The organism is Streptomyces gossypii (assembly GCF_025165795.1).
Lineage (GTDB): Bacteria > Actinomycetota > Actinomycetes > Streptomycetales > Streptomycetaceae > Streptomyces > Streptomyces gossypii.
Map to the genome: position 1 here is coordinate 30,400 of NZ_JAJAGO010000014.1, position 16,350 is coordinate 46,749.

General features: G+C 70.4%; 17 protein-coding genes and 1 pseudogene. 10 read left to right on the forward strand and 8 right to left on the reverse strand.

Annotated elements, in window-relative coordinates; translation table 11 throughout:
• Positions 1–308: 308 nt before the first annotated feature.
• From LHJ74_RS26670 to LHJ74_RS26680, 3 genes and pseudogenes are all read right to left on the reverse strand, one after another.
• Positions 309–725, reverse strand: a pseudogene (locus tag LHJ74_RS26670) (hypothetical protein).
• Positions 726–928: 203 nt separating this feature from the next.
• Positions 929–1,486, reverse strand: coding sequence for a dihydrofolate reductase family protein (locus tag LHJ74_RS26675; protein ID WP_260220818.1), 558 nt, complete (start codon positions 1,484–1,486; stop codon positions 929–931).
• Positions 1,487–1,746: 260 nt separating this feature from the next.
• A complete protein-coding gene (locus tag LHJ74_RS26680) occupies positions 1,747–2,013 on the reverse strand; it encodes a helix-turn-helix domain-containing protein (protein ID WP_260220819.1) in 267 nt (88 codons plus the stop codon).
• A 94-nt stretch (positions 2,014–2,107) separates the two neighbouring features.
• On the opposite strand from LHJ74_RS26680, the gene map reads away from it, so the two are divergent.
• On the forward strand, positions 2,108–2,926 hold the full coding sequence (gene map / locus LHJ74_RS26685) for a type I methionyl aminopeptidase (protein WP_260220820.1): 819 nt from the start codon (positions 2,108–2,110) through the stop codon (positions 2,924–2,926).
• A 54-nt stretch (positions 2,927–2,980) separates the two neighbouring features.
• Here the strand turns inward: map and LHJ74_RS26690 are convergent, their stop codons facing one another.
• Positions 2,981–3,301, reverse strand: a complete 321-nt coding sequence (locus LHJ74_RS26690; protein WP_260220821.1) for a deoxyxylulose-5-phosphate synthase — start codon at positions 3,299–3,301, stop codon at positions 2,981–2,983.
• Positions 3,302–3,491: 190 nt separating this feature from the next.
• On the opposite strand from LHJ74_RS26690, the gene LHJ74_RS26695 reads away from it, so the two are divergent.
• From LHJ74_RS26695 to LHJ74_RS26710, 4 genes are all read left to right on the forward strand, one after another.
• Positions 3,492–4,001: a pyridoxamine 5'-phosphate oxidase family protein gene (locus LHJ74_RS26695; protein WP_260220822.1), complete on the forward strand. Its 510-nt coding sequence runs from the start codon at positions 3,492–3,494 to the stop codon at positions 3,999–4,001.
• Between the two features lie 70 nt (positions 4,002–4,071).
• Complete coding sequence (locus LHJ74_RS26700) at positions 4,072–4,602, forward strand: hypothetical protein (RefSeq protein WP_260220823.1); 531 nt, start codon at positions 4,072–4,074, stop codon at positions 4,600–4,602.
• Between the two features lie 69 nt (positions 4,603–4,671).
• Entirely contained in the window at positions 4,672–5,268 is a 597-nt protein-coding gene (locus LHJ74_RS26705; RefSeq protein ID WP_260220824.1) for a TetR/AcrR family transcriptional regulator, read from the forward strand.
• Positions 5,269–5,397: 129 nt separating this feature from the next.
• Complete coding sequence (locus tag LHJ74_RS26710; RefSeq protein ID WP_260220825.1) at positions 5,398–6,612, forward strand: MFS transporter; 1,215 nt, start codon at positions 5,398–5,400, stop codon at positions 6,610–6,612.
• An 88-nt stretch (positions 6,613–6,700) separates the two neighbouring features.
• Here the strand turns inward: LHJ74_RS26710 and LHJ74_RS26715 are convergent, their stop codons facing one another.
• Both LHJ74_RS26715 and LHJ74_RS26720 read right to left on the reverse strand, forming a co-directional pair.
• A complete protein-coding gene (locus tag LHJ74_RS26715; protein ID WP_260220826.1) occupies positions 6,701–7,093 on the reverse strand; it encodes a RidA family protein in 393 nt (130 codons plus the stop codon).
• A gap of 56 nt (positions 7,094–7,149) precedes the next feature.
• Positions 7,150–8,187, reverse strand: a complete 1,038-nt coding sequence (locus tag LHJ74_RS26720; RefSeq protein ID WP_260220827.1) for an Rv2578c family radical SAM protein — start codon at positions 8,185–8,187, stop codon at positions 7,150–7,152.
• A 174-nt stretch (positions 8,188–8,361) separates the two neighbouring features.
• Here LHJ74_RS26720 and LHJ74_RS26725 point away from each other — a divergent pair, with 174 nt between their 5' ends.
• The 4 genes from LHJ74_RS26725 (at position 8,362) to LHJ74_RS26740 (ending at position 13,219) form a co-directional block, all read left to right on the forward strand.
• Positions 8,362–8,808, forward strand: coding sequence for an SRPBCC family protein (locus tag LHJ74_RS26725; protein ID WP_260220828.1), 447 nt, complete (start codon positions 8,362–8,364; stop codon positions 8,806–8,808).
• A 149-nt stretch (positions 8,809–8,957) separates the two neighbouring features.
• Entirely contained in the window at positions 8,958–9,794 is an 837-nt protein-coding gene (locus tag LHJ74_RS26730; protein WP_260220829.1) for a M55 family metallopeptidase, read from the forward strand.
• Positions 9,787–11,136, forward strand: a complete 1,350-nt coding sequence (locus LHJ74_RS26735) for a M20/M25/M40 family metallo-hydrolase (protein ID WP_260220830.1) — start codon at positions 9,787–9,789, stop codon at positions 11,134–11,136. The genes LHJ74_RS26730 and LHJ74_RS26735 overlap by 8 nt, the downstream gene beginning before the upstream one ends.
• 67 nt (positions 11,137–11,203) lie before the next feature.
• Positions 11,204–13,219, forward strand: a complete 2,016-nt coding sequence (locus tag LHJ74_RS26740) for a prolyl oligopeptidase family serine peptidase (RefSeq protein WP_260220831.1) — start codon at positions 11,204–11,206, stop codon at positions 13,217–13,219.
• Between the two features lie 451 nt (positions 13,220–13,670).
• Here the strand turns inward: LHJ74_RS26740 and LHJ74_RS26745 are convergent, their stop codons facing one another.
• A complete protein-coding gene (locus LHJ74_RS26745; RefSeq protein ID WP_260220832.1) occupies positions 13,671–14,084 on the reverse strand; it encodes a CBS domain-containing protein in 414 nt (137 codons plus the stop codon).
• Between the two features lie 100 nt (positions 14,085–14,184).
• Entirely contained in the window at positions 14,185–15,255 is a 1,071-nt protein-coding gene (locus tag LHJ74_RS26750) for an aminoglycoside phosphotransferase family protein (protein ID WP_260220833.1), read from the reverse strand.
• Between the two features lie 61 nt (positions 15,256–15,316).
• Between LHJ74_RS26750 and LHJ74_RS26755 the strand changes: the two genes are divergently transcribed.
• On the forward strand, positions 15,317–16,252 hold the full coding sequence (locus tag LHJ74_RS26755; RefSeq protein WP_260220834.1) for an arginase family protein: 936 nt from the start codon (positions 15,317–15,319) through the stop codon (positions 16,250–16,252).
• Positions 16,253–16,350 lie beyond the last annotated feature (98 nt).

Sequence of the window (16,350 nt, forward strand, 5' to 3'; positions counted from 1 at the left end):
CGGGGAACACATCCTCGACCAGGTCATCGTCAAGGACGACTCCGTCGGCATCCCTCGACCCGCGCGGTGATGCGCGAGCGCGCTTCGTTCACCAGCCCGGAGGCGAGCGATCACATCGCTCGCCGCCGCGCGAAGGCGCAGCAGAGCAAGGGCCGCAAGACGGCAGGCATCGACAGGGAACGAGCACTGCGCTGGAACCTGAGTGGGAAGTCCGGTTCGAATCACGCTCCTACGGATTCCGGCCAGGTCGCGGATGCCACGACGCCATCCAGGTGATTCCTGTGGTCCGCATGTTGATCCAACGGAGACTACGATCTGGCGGTCTCCTGCCGGAGCTGGTGCGTGAAGCGGCGGAGGAGGTCCAACGCCTTTTGGTGATCGGCCTTGCGATCCGCTCTGCCGTCGGTGGGGCGGGTGCGCCAGACCTGGCGGGCGAGAGCATCGGCGAGATCGACGGTGTCACCGGTGCACAGGAGGTAGAGGGATGAACGGGCCTCCTGCATCCGGTCCGTCAACTCGTTGGCACCAGCCCCGTCGTCGCCCAACTGCGTTTCCTTGAGGCAGTCGAGTAGCTGAACCACAGTGGTGTTGAAGCCGATCCCGGTTTTGAGCTTCTGTTCGCGGAGCCACATGCGGCCCTGCCGGCGCGCAGTGAATCACGACCCGAACACGGCCCCCATGAGGCCGATACCAGCCCCGATGGCCACGGACAGGACGTTCTCCACGGTCATCTCCCCCCGGCGTGCAGACGACGCCAGGCCACACAAGCCATCAACGGAGCCGTGGCGGACCCGATGAGCGCGCTCTCATCAAGGATTCGGTGATCCGAACGAAACGGCCTGACGCCGCTGGCGCTCCGATCCTCGCCTGCGGCTTGGTCTCACCTGCCCCGGCTGGGCCGCCGGCAGGTGAGACCAACCGGTGCGGCTCAGCGGGTCCGGTAGCGCGCGTAGATCAGTCCGCTGCCGAAGGCACGCTCCTCGACCAGTTCGAGATCGAGGCGCACGCCGTCGGGGAAGAACCGCTTGCCGCCGCCGACCACGCTCGTGGTGATGAACAGGTGGTACTCGTCCACCAGGCCGGCCGCGATCGCCTGGGCCGCGAGGTTCGGGCCGTCGACGGTGAGGTCGTGATCAGACTCGGCCTTGAGCTTGCGCACCGCGTCCGGGTCGAAGGTCCGCTCGATCCTTGTCTTCGCGCTGGACACCGACTCAAGCGTCGTGCTGTACACGATCTTCTCCGCGGCCTGCCAGTCGCGGGTGTACTGCAGGACGTGCGGCGGCTGGTCGGGCTCGGCGTGCGCGGTCTCCCAGTAGACCATCGTCTCGTACATCCGTCGGCCGTAGAGGTAGGTGCCGACAGGGCGGAAGAGGTCGTTGATGAAGGTGTGCACCTCCTGGTCCTCGGCCCCGGTGCCGATGTCGCCCTCCGCCGCCTTGGTGTAGCCGTCGAGCGAGGTGATCATCGAGTAGATGAGCTTGGCCATGCGTCTCCTTCGGGTTCGACCGCGTCGGTCTGCCGGCGGTCCTGCAGGCTCTGACCTCCGCACGACCCGGAACTCATCGCTCGGCTGGCCGACCGGTTCCGTCAATCGTCAGATTCCGGACGAAGCGCACCGCGTCGGCGGGTTGCCCGCACAGTTCCGCGCCCTGGCCACCCGCTACGCGAAGCGAGGGCCTGCTACCGGTCGGAGATCATCATTGCGGCCATCGTGTCGTGGCTGCGCACCGACTCACAGGACACGCCCTAGGAGGCTTCACTCAGGGCGGGGTCCGAGCGCCAGATGATGGCGAGTTCGGGCAGTGGTACGCCGAGGACCTCGCTGAGCCGGACGATGGTGCCGAACGCGGGCGTCGGCAGCCGGCCGGTCTCGATCTTGCGGAGCGTCTCCGGCGAGATCTCTGCCGCCAAGGCAACTTCGACGGGGCTGCGTCCGGCCCGAGCCGAGCGCAATGCGGCCCCGAGGCGTCGGCCCGCCTCGATCTGTTCGGGGGCGAGCGGATGGCGAACCATGCGCACATGCTAGAGCCGCAGGTGACCGGCGGCAACCACTTCACCCCCTGGTATAAATATACCTGTCGGTCGCCCCGGGGAATCGAGGAACGCAGTGATCGAGCACAAATCTCCCAAAGACATCGAGCGTATGCACGTCACCGGACAGTTCGTCGGCCAGGTGCTGGCTGAGCTCGGTGACCTCGCCGCAGTAGGGGTCAACCTGCTGGACCTGGAGCATCACGCTCGCCGCCTGATCAAGGAGCGCGGCGCGGAGTCCTGCTACTGGGACTACGAGCCCTCGTTCGGCAAGGGCCCGTTCCGCAACGTGGTGTGCCTCTCGGTCAACGATGCCGTGCTGCACGGACTGCCGCACAGCTACAAGCTGCGCGACGGTGATTTGCTGACCATGGATATGGCGGTGCGCATCGACGGCTGGGCAGCGGACTCGGCCCACTCCGTGATCGTCGGCACCCCGGCCGAGGAGGACCTGCGGCTGATCGAGGCCACCGAGGTCGCCCTGGAAGCCGCGATCAAGGTCGCCCAGCCCGGCAACAAACTCGGGGACATCTCGGCGGCCATCGGCGCGGTCGCCGCCGCGTACGGCTACCCCGTCAACCTGGAGTTCGGCGGCCACGGTATCGGCCGCACGATGCACGAGGACCTGCACATCCCCAACGACGGCCGCCCCGGCCGGGGCTGGAAGCTGCGTCCGGGCCTGACGATTGCGATCGAGCCCTGGTTCGCCGCCGGCACCAACAAGATCGTCTTTGACCCGGACGGCTGGACGATCCGCTCGGCCGACGGCTCGCGCACCGCTCATTCCGAGCACACGGTCGCCATCACCGAGACCGACCCCCTCGTGCTCACCCGGCGCCCTCGAAGCAACAAGGGGAGGGAAGGCCAGCGGGAACCATCGGCGACCGGTCGCTGACGAGGCTTCGTCGAGAACGGCCCCAGGTGGCCGACGGCACGGCGACCGCGGTGCTCAGTTGCGCACGAGTGCCTTGGCGACCGGCTCCCCGCTGCGCCGCGCATGCGTCATCCGCTCGCGCACCTCGCGCAGCGTCCGGGGACGGTATCCGGGACCACCGCAACAGGTCTTGTGGAAACCCACTCCCGCGTTCAGCAGCACGGTGAGAGTCCGCCACGCTGCGACGTCCCGTCGCCGGGGTGCGGCGAACGCCGACCCCGCGTGGATCATCGGTTCCGTACACCGCGGGCATGTCCGCTGCCTCGCCCTGTCGTAGGGCTGCTTGTACGAGACCCGGCAGGAGAGGCAGACATACGAGGTTTTCCCATGACCCATGCGCTCAGCTTAGAGATGCTCCGGGGAGTCGGCGAACGGTATTTCCCGCGTACGGGAGGCCAGTCGGGGCGCGGATGAGGCGCCCGGCTCCCCGATCCCACGCAGCCCCGAGACCCGCCCCGCCGGTCGCCTCCAGCAGCGCGGGTAATGCCTGACAGGAGGTGTCGGGTATCGGTGCCAGCCTCGGGGCATGACGACACGCTGGGCAGACTTCGAGACCGCCGCACCAGATCTCGCCGCGCGGGTGCAGCGGCGCTTCGCGGCGTACAAGCATCATGTACTGGGCACTCTGAGGGCCGACGGCTCGCCGAGGCTGACCGGCCTGGAGGCGGGGTTCAGCCGGGGCGAGTTGTGGCTCGGCATGATGCCCGGCTCCCGCAAGGCGCTCGACCTGCGGCGCGATCCCCGGTTCGCACTGCATGCCAATCCGGGCACCAGCGCGGAGATGGAGGAAGGCGACGCCAGGATCTCAGGCCGCGCAGTCGAGGTGACCGACCCGGCCGAGCTCGCCCGCTTCGCGGAGGCAGCTCCGGAGGGTGAGGTTCCGGAGGTCTTTCATCTCTTCCGGGCTGAGCTGACCGAGGTGGTCCGCACCTATCTGGACATTCCTGATCTCTGTGTGGACGTATGGAAGCCGGGCCGCCCGGTCCGCACGATCCGCCGGGGCAACGACGACGCACCGCCCCGCGCGGACGCGTAGCGCGGCATCGGCCGGTCGGGCGGCGGCTGGCAGGATCTCTTCCGTCGGACGGGCCGACGGACGGGGGCATATGGACGCGCAGGAAGACAGCCGGGGCGAAGGGCCGGACGGCGGCCGGACGGCCGTGGGGGAGGAGGACCAGCTGCCCGCGCGGGGCGCAAGTTGGGTACGTCGCGCGCAGTGGGCCGTGTTCTGGGCGGTCGGGGCGGTCGCCCTGGCCGTCGTCGCATGGTTCGCCTGGGCGGCCTTCTCCTTCACCACCAGCGACGACCCCTTCCGTACGCACTCGGAGATCAGCTGCTCGCGCGCCATGTCCTTCGCGCACGGGGAGCTTCCGGAGGGCGCCACCGACGAGGACTGCTCGTCCGACGAATGGATGGACACCACCGTGCGGGGGACGTTCCGGATGCCCCGAGCCGAGGTGGGGCCCTGGCTGAAGCGCTCCTATCCGGACGGGAAACCGGAGAAGTACTGCGGCCAGGACGTCTGCCTCGACATGTCCCTGCCCGAAGAGCCCGGCGGCGCGCACGAGGTACGGCTCGACGTGCGCTATGAGACGGGCGGTACCGCCCTGGTGACGTTGGAGGCGCTCACCCTCTGAGGAAGGAGATCAGCTCTGCGGCCGAACAGTATTGCATCGATCAGTCCAGAACATGCTAGGTTACTTCCCATGGCCCGACCGAGAACGTTTGACGAGGCGCGGGCCCTGGAGGCGGCGATGCACGCCTTCTGGGTGAACGGCTACGAGGCCACCTCGACCCAGGATCTGTGCGACGCCACCGGCCTGGGTCGCAGCAGTATCTACAACACCTTCAGCAGCAAGCACGACCTGTTCAAGCGAGCGCTCGCCCATTACATCGACACCATGACCGGCACGCAGGTCAGAATCCTGGAGGACGTGTCGCGGCCCGCCGTGGACCGCCTCCGCGGGCTGTTCGACGTGATCGTCGAAGGTGAAGTGGCGGGGCGGCGGGGCGGCCGCAGCATGGGCTGCCTGACGGTCAACGCGACCGTGGAGCTCGGCTCCCGCGATCCGGAGGCCGCCAAGATGCTGGAGCGCGACCTGAGGCGCAGGCTGGCCTCGCTGCGTGTCGTGATCGAGACCGGGCAGCGGGCCGGTGAATTGACCTCCACCCGCGACCCGGAGTCCCTTGCCCGCTTCGTCAACGCGGTGATCGGAGGCATGCGGGTCTCCGGCCAGGGCGGCGCGGACCGCGCCACGCTGGAGTCCATCGCGGCCACGGCCATGGATGCACTGACGCACTGACGCGCGCACTCACTGCTTCACCGCTGACGCGCTGACAGGCGTGCTGACCCGGCACGGGTGGGTCCGGAACACCCATGCGCGAGTTTTGTACTTATCAATCTAAAACTAGTGAACCTCAGGGGGACTCTCATGCCACGAGCCGTGTATCTCCTCGCCATGGGCATCTTCGCCATGGTGACCAGTGAATTCGTCGTCGCCGGACTGATGCCGCAGATGGCCGAGGGGCTGGACGTCACCATCCCGCAGATCGGCTACCTCATCACCGTGTTCGCGGTGGCTATGGCCCTGGGCGGACCGTTCCTCGCCGTCGCCGTGCTGAAACTGCCCGTGAAACCCGCCCTGATGGTGCTGTTCGCGATCTTCCTGGCGGGCAACGTGCTGGCCGCCCTCGCGCCCACGTACGCCGTCATGCTGGCGGCGAGGATCATCACGGGCGTCGCCTCGGCGGCGTTCTTCGGAGTCGCCATATCGGCCGCTGTGCAGCTGGTACGCCCGGAACTGCGCGGCCGGGCCATCGCGGCCGTCCTGAACGGCCTGATGCTCGGGACGCTGCTCGGGCTTCCGCTCTCCACCATGCTGGGCGAACGCCTCGGCTGGCGGGCCGCGTTCTGGGTGATCACCGTGCTCACCGTGATCGCCGCGCTGAGCACTGCCGCGTGGGTCCCCGCGCTGGCACGCGCCGAGGGCGGCGGTGACTTCCGTACGGAGCTCGGCGCGTTCCGGAACCGGCGGCTGTGGCTGGCGCTCATCACCAGCACTCTCATCATCGGCGCGACCTTCTCCGCCTTCAGCTACCTCAACCCGATCCTGACGGAGGTGACCGGGTTCGCCACCGGCACCATTCCGCTGCTGCTGGTGGCGTACGGCGCCGCCACCGTGCTGGGCAACTACGTCGTGGGGCAACTCGCCGACAAGTACACCCTCTCCGTCCAGCTGTGGGGTCTGGCGCTGAACCTGGTCTTCCTCACCGGATTCGCGCTGCTCGCCGACCTGCGCGTACCGGCCGTGCTGGCGATGCTGGGCATCGGCCTGGTCGGAGTCACCATGAATCCGGCGATGGCCACCCGGGTCCAGCGTGCCGCCAACGCCCGTCCGCTGGTCAACACGGTGCACTCCTCCTTCATCACGATGGGCGTCGTCGTCGGGTCCTGGCTCGGCGGACTGGGGATCAATGAGTTCGGCCTGCGGGCGCCGCTGTGGCTCGGTGCCGCGCTGGCGCTGGCCGGGATCGGCACCCTTCTCCCGGACCTGCTCCGCCGTCCCGCCGCGAGTCCGGCCCGGACGAAGGCCGCGGCACAGAACGCCGACGAGTGCGCGACCGCTGCGGTGAACGCCGGCCTCTGACCCGGCCGGCCTCCACCACGGTGCGGTGCGACACCCCGGTCGCACCGCACCCCGGTCGCAGCGCACCGCGAGAACCGCGGTCGCGCGTTCAGGCGACGGCGAATGCCTCGATCTGCAACAGGATGTCGTCCCGTACCAGTCCGTTGACCTTCAGCGCCGTGCTCGCGGGGCCGCGGTCCTTGTCGATGACGACATCGCGCGCCTCGCGCACGGCCGGAAGGATGCTGAAGTCGGTCATGAAAAAGGTGAGCTTGATGATGTCTTCGAGGGTGGCCCCGGCCTCGGCCAGACAGAGCCGGATGTTCTCGAACACCTGGGCGGTCTGGGCGTATGGATCGCCCTCCCCGACGAGCTTGCCGTGCTCGTCGAGCGGGACCTGACTGGACACGGCGATGAACTTGCCCTCGCCCCAGACGACATGGCTGTAACCGTTGCGCGGTGCGACACCTTCGGGTGCGAACACGTGTGTGAGATCAGACATGCCGGGATCTTCGCACCGCGTGCACGCCCGCGCTATACCGCGCTGTACGGCGTGGTTCACAACAGCGTGAGCTGTGTCGGCTGCTCCGCCCGGCCCGGAGCGTCCTCCTCGGAGAGCTCGGAATGCTCGGGCGGCAGCCGGTGCGCGCCTGGCGCCGACGGGCCGATTCCGTACTCGTTCGCCAGCTCGTGTACCTGCCCCGTGATGCGGCGCTGGTACCACTTGGGTGCGTACGCTCCGTCGGCGTAGAGCGCCTCGTAGTGCCGGACGAGCTGGGGGTGGTGGGTGCCGAGCCACTGCATGAACCATTCGCGGGCGCCGGGCCGCAGGTGCAGGGAGAGCGGGGTGACGGAGGTGGCCCCCGCCGCCGCGATGGCGCGGACGGTGGTACGCAGCTGGGCGGGCGAGTCCCCGAGGAACGGGATGACGGGGGCCATCAGGACGCCGCAGGGGATGCCGTGCCCGGCGAGGGTGCGGATGACGTCCAGCCGCCGTTCCGGCGCGGGTGCGCCCGGCTCGACCGTGCGCCACAGCTCCTCGTCGGTGAAGCCGACCGACACCGATACCCCGACGTCCGTGACGGCGGCGGCGGAACGCAGCAGTGCGAGGTCGCGGAGGATCAGTGTCCCCTTGGTCAGGATGGAGAACGGGTTCGCGTAGTCCCGAAGGGCCGTGATGATCCCCGGCATGAGGCGGTATCGCCCCTCGGCCCGCTGGTAGCAGTCGACGTTCGTGCCCATCGCGACGTGCTGGCCGTCCCAGCGCCGGGAGCCCAGCTCGCGGCGGAGCAGCTCGGGGGCGTTGATCTTGACGACGATCTGGGAGTCGAAGTCGGTGCCGGTATCCAGATCCAGATAGCCGTGGGTCCGGCGGGCGAAGCAGTAGACGCACGCGTGCGTGCAGCCCCGGTACGGATTGACCGTCCATTCGAACGGCATCCGGGAGGCGCCGGGGACGCGGTTGACGATCGACCGGGCGCGTACCTCGTGGAAGGTGATGCCCCGGAACTCCGGGGTGTCGAAGGTCCGGGTGACGACGGCGTCGCTGCCGAACAGCGCGGACGGACCGTCGTCGCTCAGGTTGTCCCAGCGCATGGAGCCTCCTTACGTGGTCGTCGTGCGTCTGCTCCGACGCCTACCTGAATAGAACACCTGTTCCCATCTCTTCCGTCAAACCGGATTTTGGCGGACGGCACCCGGATGGTTGGCTGGCCGACGAGTCCGGGCCGGTCCGCAGGCGACCGCCGGGTTGACACCACAGGAGGATCAATGGCGCAGGTCGAAGCGGCCACGGAGCGGGAAATCAAGGCGAAGCCGGAGGAGGTCTTCAAGGCGCTCGCCGACTACGGCGGTACCCGCGAGAAGCTGCTGCCCGAGCAGTACAGCGAGTACGAGGTGCGGGAGGGCGGCGACGGCGCGGGAACCCTCGTCCACTGGAAGCTCCAGGCGACCAGCAAGCGGGTGCGCGACTGCCTGCTGGAGATCAGCGAACCGGCGGAGGGCGAACTCGTCGAGAAGGACCGCAACTCCTCGATGGTCACCACCTGGCGGGTCACCCCCGGCAGCGGCGAGGGTGTCGCACGGGTCAGCGTGACCACGGTCTGGGACGGCGCGGGCGGCGTCGGCGGCTTCTTCGAGAAGACCTTCGCGCCCAAGGGGCTCGCACGGATCCACGACGCGGTGCTGGCGCGACTGGCCGCCGAGACTCAGAAGTAGCCGGGCGGGGTCAGAGACGGTCGCGAGCGGGGTGGGACGAGACGGCGGAGGCGCGGTGGAGATCGAGTAGAGGTCCGGTAGAGGTCTGGACCTTAGTAAGTCCCCGCCGGGGTTCTGCCGCGCTCCGCGACCGCGTAACGTGGCACGTCATGAGCAAGATCCTGATCTCTGCGGACATGGAGGGCGCCACCGGCGTCACCTGGCCCGCCGACGTACTCCCCGGGACACCGCAGTGGGAACGCTGCCGCCCGATGTTCACCTCCGATGTCAACGCCGCGATCGCCGGGTTCTTCGACGGCGGCGTTGACGAGGTCCTCGTCAACGAGGCCCACTGGACGATGCGCAATCTGCTGCTCGAACAACTGGACGACCGCGCGCAGATGCTCACCGGGCGGCACAAGTCGCTCAGCATGGTCGAGGGTGTGCAGCACGGCGACGTCGACGGCATCGCCTTCGTCGGCTATCACACCGGGGCGGGGGCCGAAGGCGTCCTCGCCCACACCTATCTGGCCAACTCCCTCACCGGCGTCTGGGTGGACGGCACCCGCGCGAGCGAGGGCCTGCTCAACGCCCTGGTGGTCGCCGAGTACGGCGTGCCGGTCGTACTCGTCACCGGCGACGACCTCACCTGCGAGGACGCCGGCGGCTACGCGCCCGAGGCCCGCACCGCCGCCGTCAAGGACTACGTCTCACGCTACGCGGCGGTGTGCCGTACACCCGCCCGCACCGCCCGGGACATCCGCGCCGCCGCCCGCGAGGCCGCCGCGCTGGCAGTACGGCACGAGCCGGTGGCACGCGGGCCGCACGAAGTGGCCATGGAGTTCGACGCCGAGCATCTGGCCGGAGCGGCCACCTGCGTGCCGGGGGTGGAACGGACCGGCGAGCGCCGGGTCGCCTACACCGCGCCGGACATGTACGAAGGAATCCGGTGCTTCAAGGCGGTCACCACCGTCGTCTCGTCCGCCGTGGAGGAACAGTATGGTTGACGTCCGCATCGATCCCGGTGACCACATCGACAAGCAGGCGCTCGACGAGGTGGTGAACTACACCTCCGAGCTGATCCGCATCGACACCACCAACCACGGCCGGGGCGACGGCGTGGAGCGGCAGGCCGCCGAATACGTCGCGGAGCGGCTGGCCGAGGTGGGCATCGAGCCCGCCCTGCTGGAGAAGGCCCCCGACCGCACCAACGTGGTGGCCCGCATCCCCGGCACCGACCCGGGAGCCGACGCCCTGCTGGTGCACGGCCACCTCGACGTGGTGCCCGCCGAGCCCGCCGACTGGACGGTCCACCCCTTCTCCGGCGAGATCCGGGACGGCGTGGTCTGGGGCCGCGGCGCCATCGACATGAAGAACGCCGACGCCATGGTGCTCTCCGTCGTCCGCGCCTGGGCCCGCGCCGGAGTACGCCCCCGCAGGGACATCGTGCTGGCCTTCACGGCGGACGAAGAGGACAGCGCCGACTACGGCTCCGGCTATCTCACCGAGCACCACGCCGACCTCTTCGAGGGCTGCACCGAGGGCATCAGCGAATCCGGTGCCTTCACCTTCCACACCGGAGACGGGCTGCGGCTCTACCCGGTCGCGGCAGGGGAGCGGGGCACCGGCTGGCTCAGGCTGTCCGCGCGCGGCAAGGCAGGGCACGGATCGAAGGTCAACCGGGAGAACGCGGTGAGCATGCTGGCCGCCGCCGTCACCCGGATCGGCGAGTACGAGTGGCCGGTGCGGCTCACCCCGACCGTACGGGCGGCGCTCACCCAGCTGTCACTGCTCCAGGGCATGGACGCCCCCGACATGGACGCCCCCGACTTCGACGTGGACGCCCTGCTCGCCAAGCTCGGCCCGGCTGCCGACCTGGTCGCGCCGACGGTGCGCAACAGCTCCAACCCCACGATCCTGGAAGCCGGTTACAAGGTCAACGTCGTCCCCGGCAGCGCCACCGCCTTCGTCGACGGTCGGATGCTGCCCGGCGGCGAGGAGGAGTTCCGCACCACCCTGGACGCGCTGACGGGGCCCGAGGTCGACTGGGAGTTCCACCACCAGGAGGTCGCGCTCCAGGCCCCGGTGGACTCCCCGTCGTACTCCGTGCTGAGGGAGTCGCTGGAACACTTCGACCCGACCGGCAACGTCGTGCCGTACTGCATGTCCGGCGGCACGGACGCCAAGCAGTTCTCCCGGCTGGGCATCAGGGGGTACGGCTTCACCCCGCTGAAGCTGCCCGTCGGCTTCGACTACCAGGCGCTCTTCCACGGAGTGGACGAGCGGGTGCCGGTGGACGCCCTGCACTTCGGCGTCCGCACCCTCGACCGCGCCCTGCTCAGGCTCTGAGCCGCTCCCCGTCCACCCGTCGACTCCCCGTCGCTTCCCCGTCCTGCCCCGAGGAGATCAACCGCAGATGACGACGACCCGGGCCCCCTACGGCAGCTGGCCCTCCCCGATCGACGCGGCACTCGTCGCCGCGCACGACGGCGGCCCCGAGTACCTCGGCGCCGTCGGCGAGGAAGTGTGGTGGACGGCGCCGCGCCCCCAGGAGGGCGGGCGCCGCGCCCTGATGCGGCTCGCCGCGGACCGCGACGGCGAGGCCGTGTCCGTGCTGCCCGCCCCCTGGAACGTACGCAACCGGGTGATCGAATACGGCGGCAAGCCCTGGGCCGGTACCGCACGGGCGGCAGGCGGCCCGCTGATCGTCTTCACCCACTTCGCCGACCAGCGCCTGTACGCCTTCGCGCCGGACGATCCCGGCACCGCGCCCTGGCCGCTGACCCCGCTCTCCGCCGTCGGCGGCGGACTGCGCTGGTGCGATCCGGTGATCCGGCCCGGCCGCGGCCAGGCGGCAGGCGAGGTTGTCTGCGTGATGGAGGAGTTCACCGGCGAGGGCCCCACCGACCTGCGACGGCTTCCGGTGGCCGTGCCGCTGGACGGCTCGGCGGCCGACGACCGCACCCGGGTACGCGAACTGACCGCCGCCGCGCACCGCTTCGTCACCGGCCCGCGCTTCTCCCCGGACGGCGCCCGTGTGGTCTGGCTCGCCTGGGACCACCCTTCGATGCCATGGGACGGCACCGAAGTCCGGCTCGCCGAGGTCGCCGGAGACGGCACCTTCACCGACGTACGCACCGTGGCGGGCGGCCCCGAAGAGTCGGTCGCACAGGCCGAATGGGCCGCCGACGGCTCCCTGCTGGCCTCCACCGACCGCACCGGCTGGTGGAACCTGCACCGCGTCGACCCGGACACCGGCACCGCCGTCAACCTGTGCCCCCGCGAAGAGGAGTTCGGCGGCGGGCTGTGGAAGATCGGACACCGCTGGTTCGCCCCGCTGCCCAGCGGACTCGTCGCCGTCGTGCACGGACGCGGCGCGATGAAACTGGGAATCCTCGACCCCGCCAGCGGCGAACTCGCCGACACGCCCGGACCATGGACAGAGTGGGCGGCCTCCCTCGCGGTGTCCGGCACCCGGGTGGCCGGAGTCGCCTCCAGCCCGCACCTCGCGCACGAGATCGTCGAACTGGACACCCTCACCGGGCACAGCGCCGTCATCGGCTCCCCGCACCGGGACCCTGTCGACCCGGCCTACTACCCCGAGCCGGAGGTCCGCGTCTTCCACGGCCCCGACGGCCGGGACGTACACGCCCACGTCTACCCGCCGCGCCACCCCGCCCGCACCGCCCCCGACGGCGAACTGCCGCCGTACGTGGTGTGGGCACACGGCGGACCGACCAGCCGGGCACCCCTCGTACTCGACCTGGAGATCGCCTACTTCACCTCCCGCGGCATCGGCGTCGCCGAGGTCAACTACGGCGGCTCGACCGGCTACGGACGCGAATACCGCAACCGGCTGCGCGAACAGTGGGGCGTCGTCGACGTCGAGGACTGCGCGGCCGTCGCCCGCACCCTGGCGGCAGAAGGCTCAGCAGACGCGGCACGGCTCGCCATCCGCGGCGGCAGCGCGGGCGGCTGGACCAGCGCGGCCTCGCTCACCTCCCCGGCCGCCAGGGACGTCTACGCCTGCGGCACCATCACCTACCCCATCCTCGACCTGTCCGGATGGGCTGAAGGCGAGACGCACGACTTCGAATCCCGCTACCTGGACTCCCTGGTCGGTGCACCCGCAACGAACGCCGACCGCTACCGCGAGCGGTCCCCGGTCAACCGGGCGGAACAAGTCGCCGTCCCGTTCCTGCTGCTCCAGGGCCTGGACGACGTGATCTGCCCGCCGATCCAGTGCGAACGCTTCCTGGAACGGCTGGGCGAGCGGGCCGTCCCGCACGCCTATCTGGCCTTTGAGGGGGAGGGGCACGGGTTCCGGCGGGCCGACACGATTGTTCGGGCGGTGGAGGCGGAACTGTCGCTGTACGCGCAGAGGTTCGGGATGGCGCGGGACGATGTGCCGGTGCTGAAGCTGGAGCGGTGACCGCTCGCCTCTTCCCCTGCCTCGCCCCTCCCCGAAACCAGGGGATCCGCCCCTGGACCCCGGCCCGCGGGCAGTTCGGGGGCCGGTTCCCACTCCGCCGCGGTGGCGGCCGAGCCTGCCTGTGGCTGCGGCCGCACGCCGGGTTGACCCGGGCCGGGGTCTGGTCCTGCGCCCGGTTTCGGGCAGGAGCGGGTCAGCGACAAGTTCCGGGTACGCAGCCGTGGCGCCTGCGGCTACCGCCCGCTGCGGAGTGATGGCGGCTGCGTGGCGCGTTGGCCGGGCTGGAGTCTGGGGCTCGCCCTGGTTCCGGAAGGGGCAGGGGGAGACTTCCCGCGCGGAGCGCTGGTGGTTGCGGCTGCGTGCCGGGTTGGCCGGGCGGGGGTCCGGGGCTTGGCCCCAGTTTCGGGAAGGGGCGGGTCAGGGGAAGGACCCGCCCCCGCCGGTGAAGGGGTCAGGAATAGACCTGTTCCACGAAAGAGGCGATCTGGCTGTCGGAGAGATGATGCGCGAGGTCCGCCTCGCTGATCATGCCGACCAGCCGCTTCTCCTCGATCACCGGCAGCCTGCGGATCTGGTGGCTCTGCATCTCCTCCAGGACCTCGTCCACACTCGCACCGGCGTCGATCCAGCGCGGGGTGCCCTTCGCCAGGTCTCCTGCTGTCATGCGGGACGGATCCCTCCCGTGCGACACGCAGCCGACGACGATGTCGCGGTCGGTGAGGATGCCGCAGAGCCTCTCGTTCTGATCGCTCACCGGAAGCGCCCCGACATCCATCTCGCGCATCAGCTGTGCGGCCCGGTCGAGGGTCTCGGTCTCGGGAATCCACTGCGCACCGGAGTGCATGATCTGGCCGGCGGTGGTCATGGGGTACCTCCTCGGTACGGGTGGCGTGCCTCACCCCAATGGTCCCTCGCCCCCCGCCTTCCGCAACCGGGCGGAATCGATGCACGGGGGAGCGGAGGCGTCAGAGCCCGGCGACGTCCGCGAGGATCCGGGTCTGCGCCATCAGCCCGACGCTGCGGGTCAGGTCCTCGTCCTCGACCACCGACCAGAGCAGGTACTCCACGTGCCGCGCCACCGCCCAGGCCCGCACCCGCCAGGGGTCCTCGCCGAGGATCTCCGAGACCAGCGCCGTGCGGCGGGTGAGCACCGTGTGCGGGTCGGGCTTCGCGAACGGGTCGTCGACCTGTTCGATCAGCGGCCAGGGGTCGAAGGCCGGATCGCCGGTCATCGGTTTGGCGTCGATGGCGAGCCATGGCCGACGCCGGGCCGCGAGCAGATTGCCGGGGTTGAGGTCGCCGTGCAGCAGCACGTCCCGTGTGGCGGTCTTCGGCAGTTCGCGCAGCAGCCGTGCGCCGAGGGCGAAGAGGCCGGTGTCGATGCCGTCGGGCCAGCTGCGTGCCGCCCGCTCTTCGGCCAGGTCTGCCCACGCGGCGGTGATGCCGGTCATCCGGTCCGGCTGCGGCCGGGTCAGCCCCAGCCGCGCCAGCCCGGTCAGCTCGGCGCCGGGCTGTGGTGCGGGCTGCGGTCCGGACGGCTCCGGCTCCGGCGGCGCCGCGCCCGGAACATCGACCGCCACCGCCCCGTCCCACAGCTCCCGCAGCACGCCGGCCGCGGCCGTCAGCCGTTCGTCGGCCGGTATGCCGTGGGCCGCGCCCAGCTCCGTGCCGGGGTCGCACCGCTCCAGCAGCAGCGCGTACCGCTGCGGGTCGTCTTCGTAGACGCGCACCGCGCCCCGGCCTGCCCATCGCCGCAGCGCCGCGGCCTCGGCGTCCGCCTCCGGGTGCGGCCAGGTCAGCTTGAGTACGGCGGGTGCTCCGGCAGGCTGTCCGGCGCTGTTTCGGCGGAGGACCGGTGCCACCCAGGAGCAGCTGCCGCCGTGGTACGGCTCGCCCAGCCGGAGGTCCCACCGCTCGGCCGACTCCCTGATCAGCCGTGGCAGTTCGGCGAGCCAGGTCCGGCCGCTGTCGTGTGCCCCCATGGTGGTGACCACGGGGAGCGAGGCGGGGACGAGTTCACCGGGCATGGGCAGCATGCCGGCAATCTTCGCAGCACCCAGAGTGTGGTCCGCCCCGGGGGAGCGGCAGAATGTCGCCATGTCAATGCCGCCTGGTCGTACCGTACTGATCGACGCCCCCTCCAACCTGGGCCTGCGCCCGCCTGCGCCGGGCACGGTCCCCGGCTGCTACAAACTTGCCGGTGCCCTCCGCGAGCAGGGGCTGCTGCGGCGGCTCGGTGCCCGCGAGGGCGGTGTGGTGGTACCGCCGCGCTATGACCGCGGCGACTGGCAGCGCGGCGACGGTGTCTTCAACGCGCCCGCCCTCGCCGCGTACAGCAGCCGCCTCGCGGACCGGATCGAGCACCATGTCCGTGCGGGCGACTTCCCGGTGGTCCTCGGTGGCGACTGCTCGATCGTCCTCGGTTCCTCGCTCGGGCTGCGCCGCACCGGCCGCTACGGGCTCGCCTACCTGGACGGCCACGACGACTTCCGGCATCCGGGCAACGCGCCCGGAGACGTCGGCGCGGCGGGCGGCGAGGACGTGGCCCTGGTGACCGGCCGTGGTCAGAGCGACCTGACCGACCTCGAGGGGCTGCGCCCGTACGTACGCGATGAGGACCTCGTGCTGCTCGGCCTGCGCGACGCCGACAACGAGCCGGACAACAGCCAGGAGGAGCTGACCGCGCTGGGCATCGACTACGCCACCGTCGCCGCCGTACGCCGCGAAGGGCCGGAGGCGACCGCGCGGGCCGCGCTCTCCCGGCTGGCCGCAGCGGAACTGGACGGCTTCTGGCTGCACATGGACGCCGATGTGCTGGACCCGGGCGTGATGCCCGCCGTCGACAGTGACGAGCCGGGCGGTCTCAGCACCGACGAGGTCCGCGTCCTGCTGCGGACGCTGGCCGCCTCGCCGCGCTGCGCCGGTTTCCAGCTCACCATCTACGACCCCGATCTGGACCCGGACGGCTCGGCCGCCGCGCTGCTGGCGGGTCTGCTGGAGGACGTGCTGGTGCGGGAGGACGCCGCGGTGTGAGCCGTCGCGGTCGGGCCGCAGGTCAACGGGGGTTGCGCGTGGCGGCGGTGGGAAGAACATCATCGCCGTCACGGTGCCGCCACGAGGGGCGTGGCCAG

Excerpts from the sequence above, each read along its gene's own strand:
- LHJ74_RS26700 (WP_260220823.1), top strand. The coding sequence starts at position 4,072 with ATGGACGCGCAGGAAGACAGCCGGGGCGAAGGGCCGGACGGCGGCCGG.
- LHJ74_RS26715 (WP_260220826.1), bottom strand. The coding sequence starts at position 7,093 with ATGTCTGATCTCACACACGTGTTCGCACCCGAAGGTGTCGCACCGCGC.
- LHJ74_RS26720 (WP_260220827.1), bottom strand. The coding sequence starts at position 8,187 with ATGCGCTGGGACAACCTGAGCGACGACGGTCCGTCCGCGCTGTTCGGC.
- LHJ74_RS26710 (WP_260220825.1), top strand. The coding sequence starts at position 5,398 with ATGCCACGAGCCGTGTATCTCCTCGCCATGGGCATCTTCGCCATGGTG.
- LHJ74_RS26755 (WP_260220834.1), top strand. The coding sequence starts at position 15,317 with ATGTCAATGCCGCCTGGTCGTACCGTACTGATCGACGCCCCCTCCAAC.
- LHJ74_RS26730 (WP_260220829.1), top strand. The coding sequence starts at position 8,958 with ATGAGCAAGATCCTGATCTCTGCGGACATGGAGGGCGCCACCGGCGTC.
- LHJ74_RS26745 (WP_260220832.1), bottom strand. The coding sequence starts at position 14,084 with ATGACCACCGCCGGCCAGATCATGCACTCCGGTGCGCAGTGGATTCCC.
- LHJ74_RS26725 (WP_260220828.1), top strand. The coding sequence starts at position 8,362 with ATGGCGCAGGTCGAAGCGGCCACGGAGCGGGAAATCAAGGCGAAGCCG.
- LHJ74_RS26695 (WP_260220822.1), top strand. The coding sequence starts at position 3,492 with ATGACGACACGCTGGGCAGACTTCGAGACCGCCGCACCAGATCTCGCC.
- LHJ74_RS26680 (WP_260220819.1), bottom strand. The coding sequence starts at position 2,013 with ATGGTTCGCCATCCGCTCGCCCCCGAACAGATCGAGGCGGGCCGACGC.
- LHJ74_RS26690 (WP_260220821.1), bottom strand. The coding sequence starts at position 3,301 with ATGGGTCATGGGAAAACCTCGTATGTCTGCCTCTCCTGCCGGGTCTCG.
- LHJ74_RS26740 (WP_260220831.1), top strand. The coding sequence starts at position 11,204 with ATGACGACGACCCGGGCCCCCTACGGCAGCTGGCCCTCCCCGATCGAC.
- LHJ74_RS26705 (WP_260220824.1), top strand. The coding sequence starts at position 4,672 with ATGGCCCGACCGAGAACGTTTGACGAGGCGCGGGCCCTGGAGGCGGCG.
- LHJ74_RS26675 (WP_260220818.1), bottom strand. The coding sequence starts at position 1,486 with ATGGCCAAGCTCATCTACTCGATGATCACCTCGCTCGACGGCTACACC.
- LHJ74_RS26735 (WP_260220830.1), top strand. The coding sequence starts at position 9,787 with ATGGTTGACGTCCGCATCGATCCCGGTGACCACATCGACAAGCAGGCG.
- LHJ74_RS26750 (WP_260220833.1), bottom strand. The coding sequence starts at position 15,255 with ATGCTGCCCATGCCCGGTGAACTCGTCCCCGCCTCGCTCCCCGTGGTC.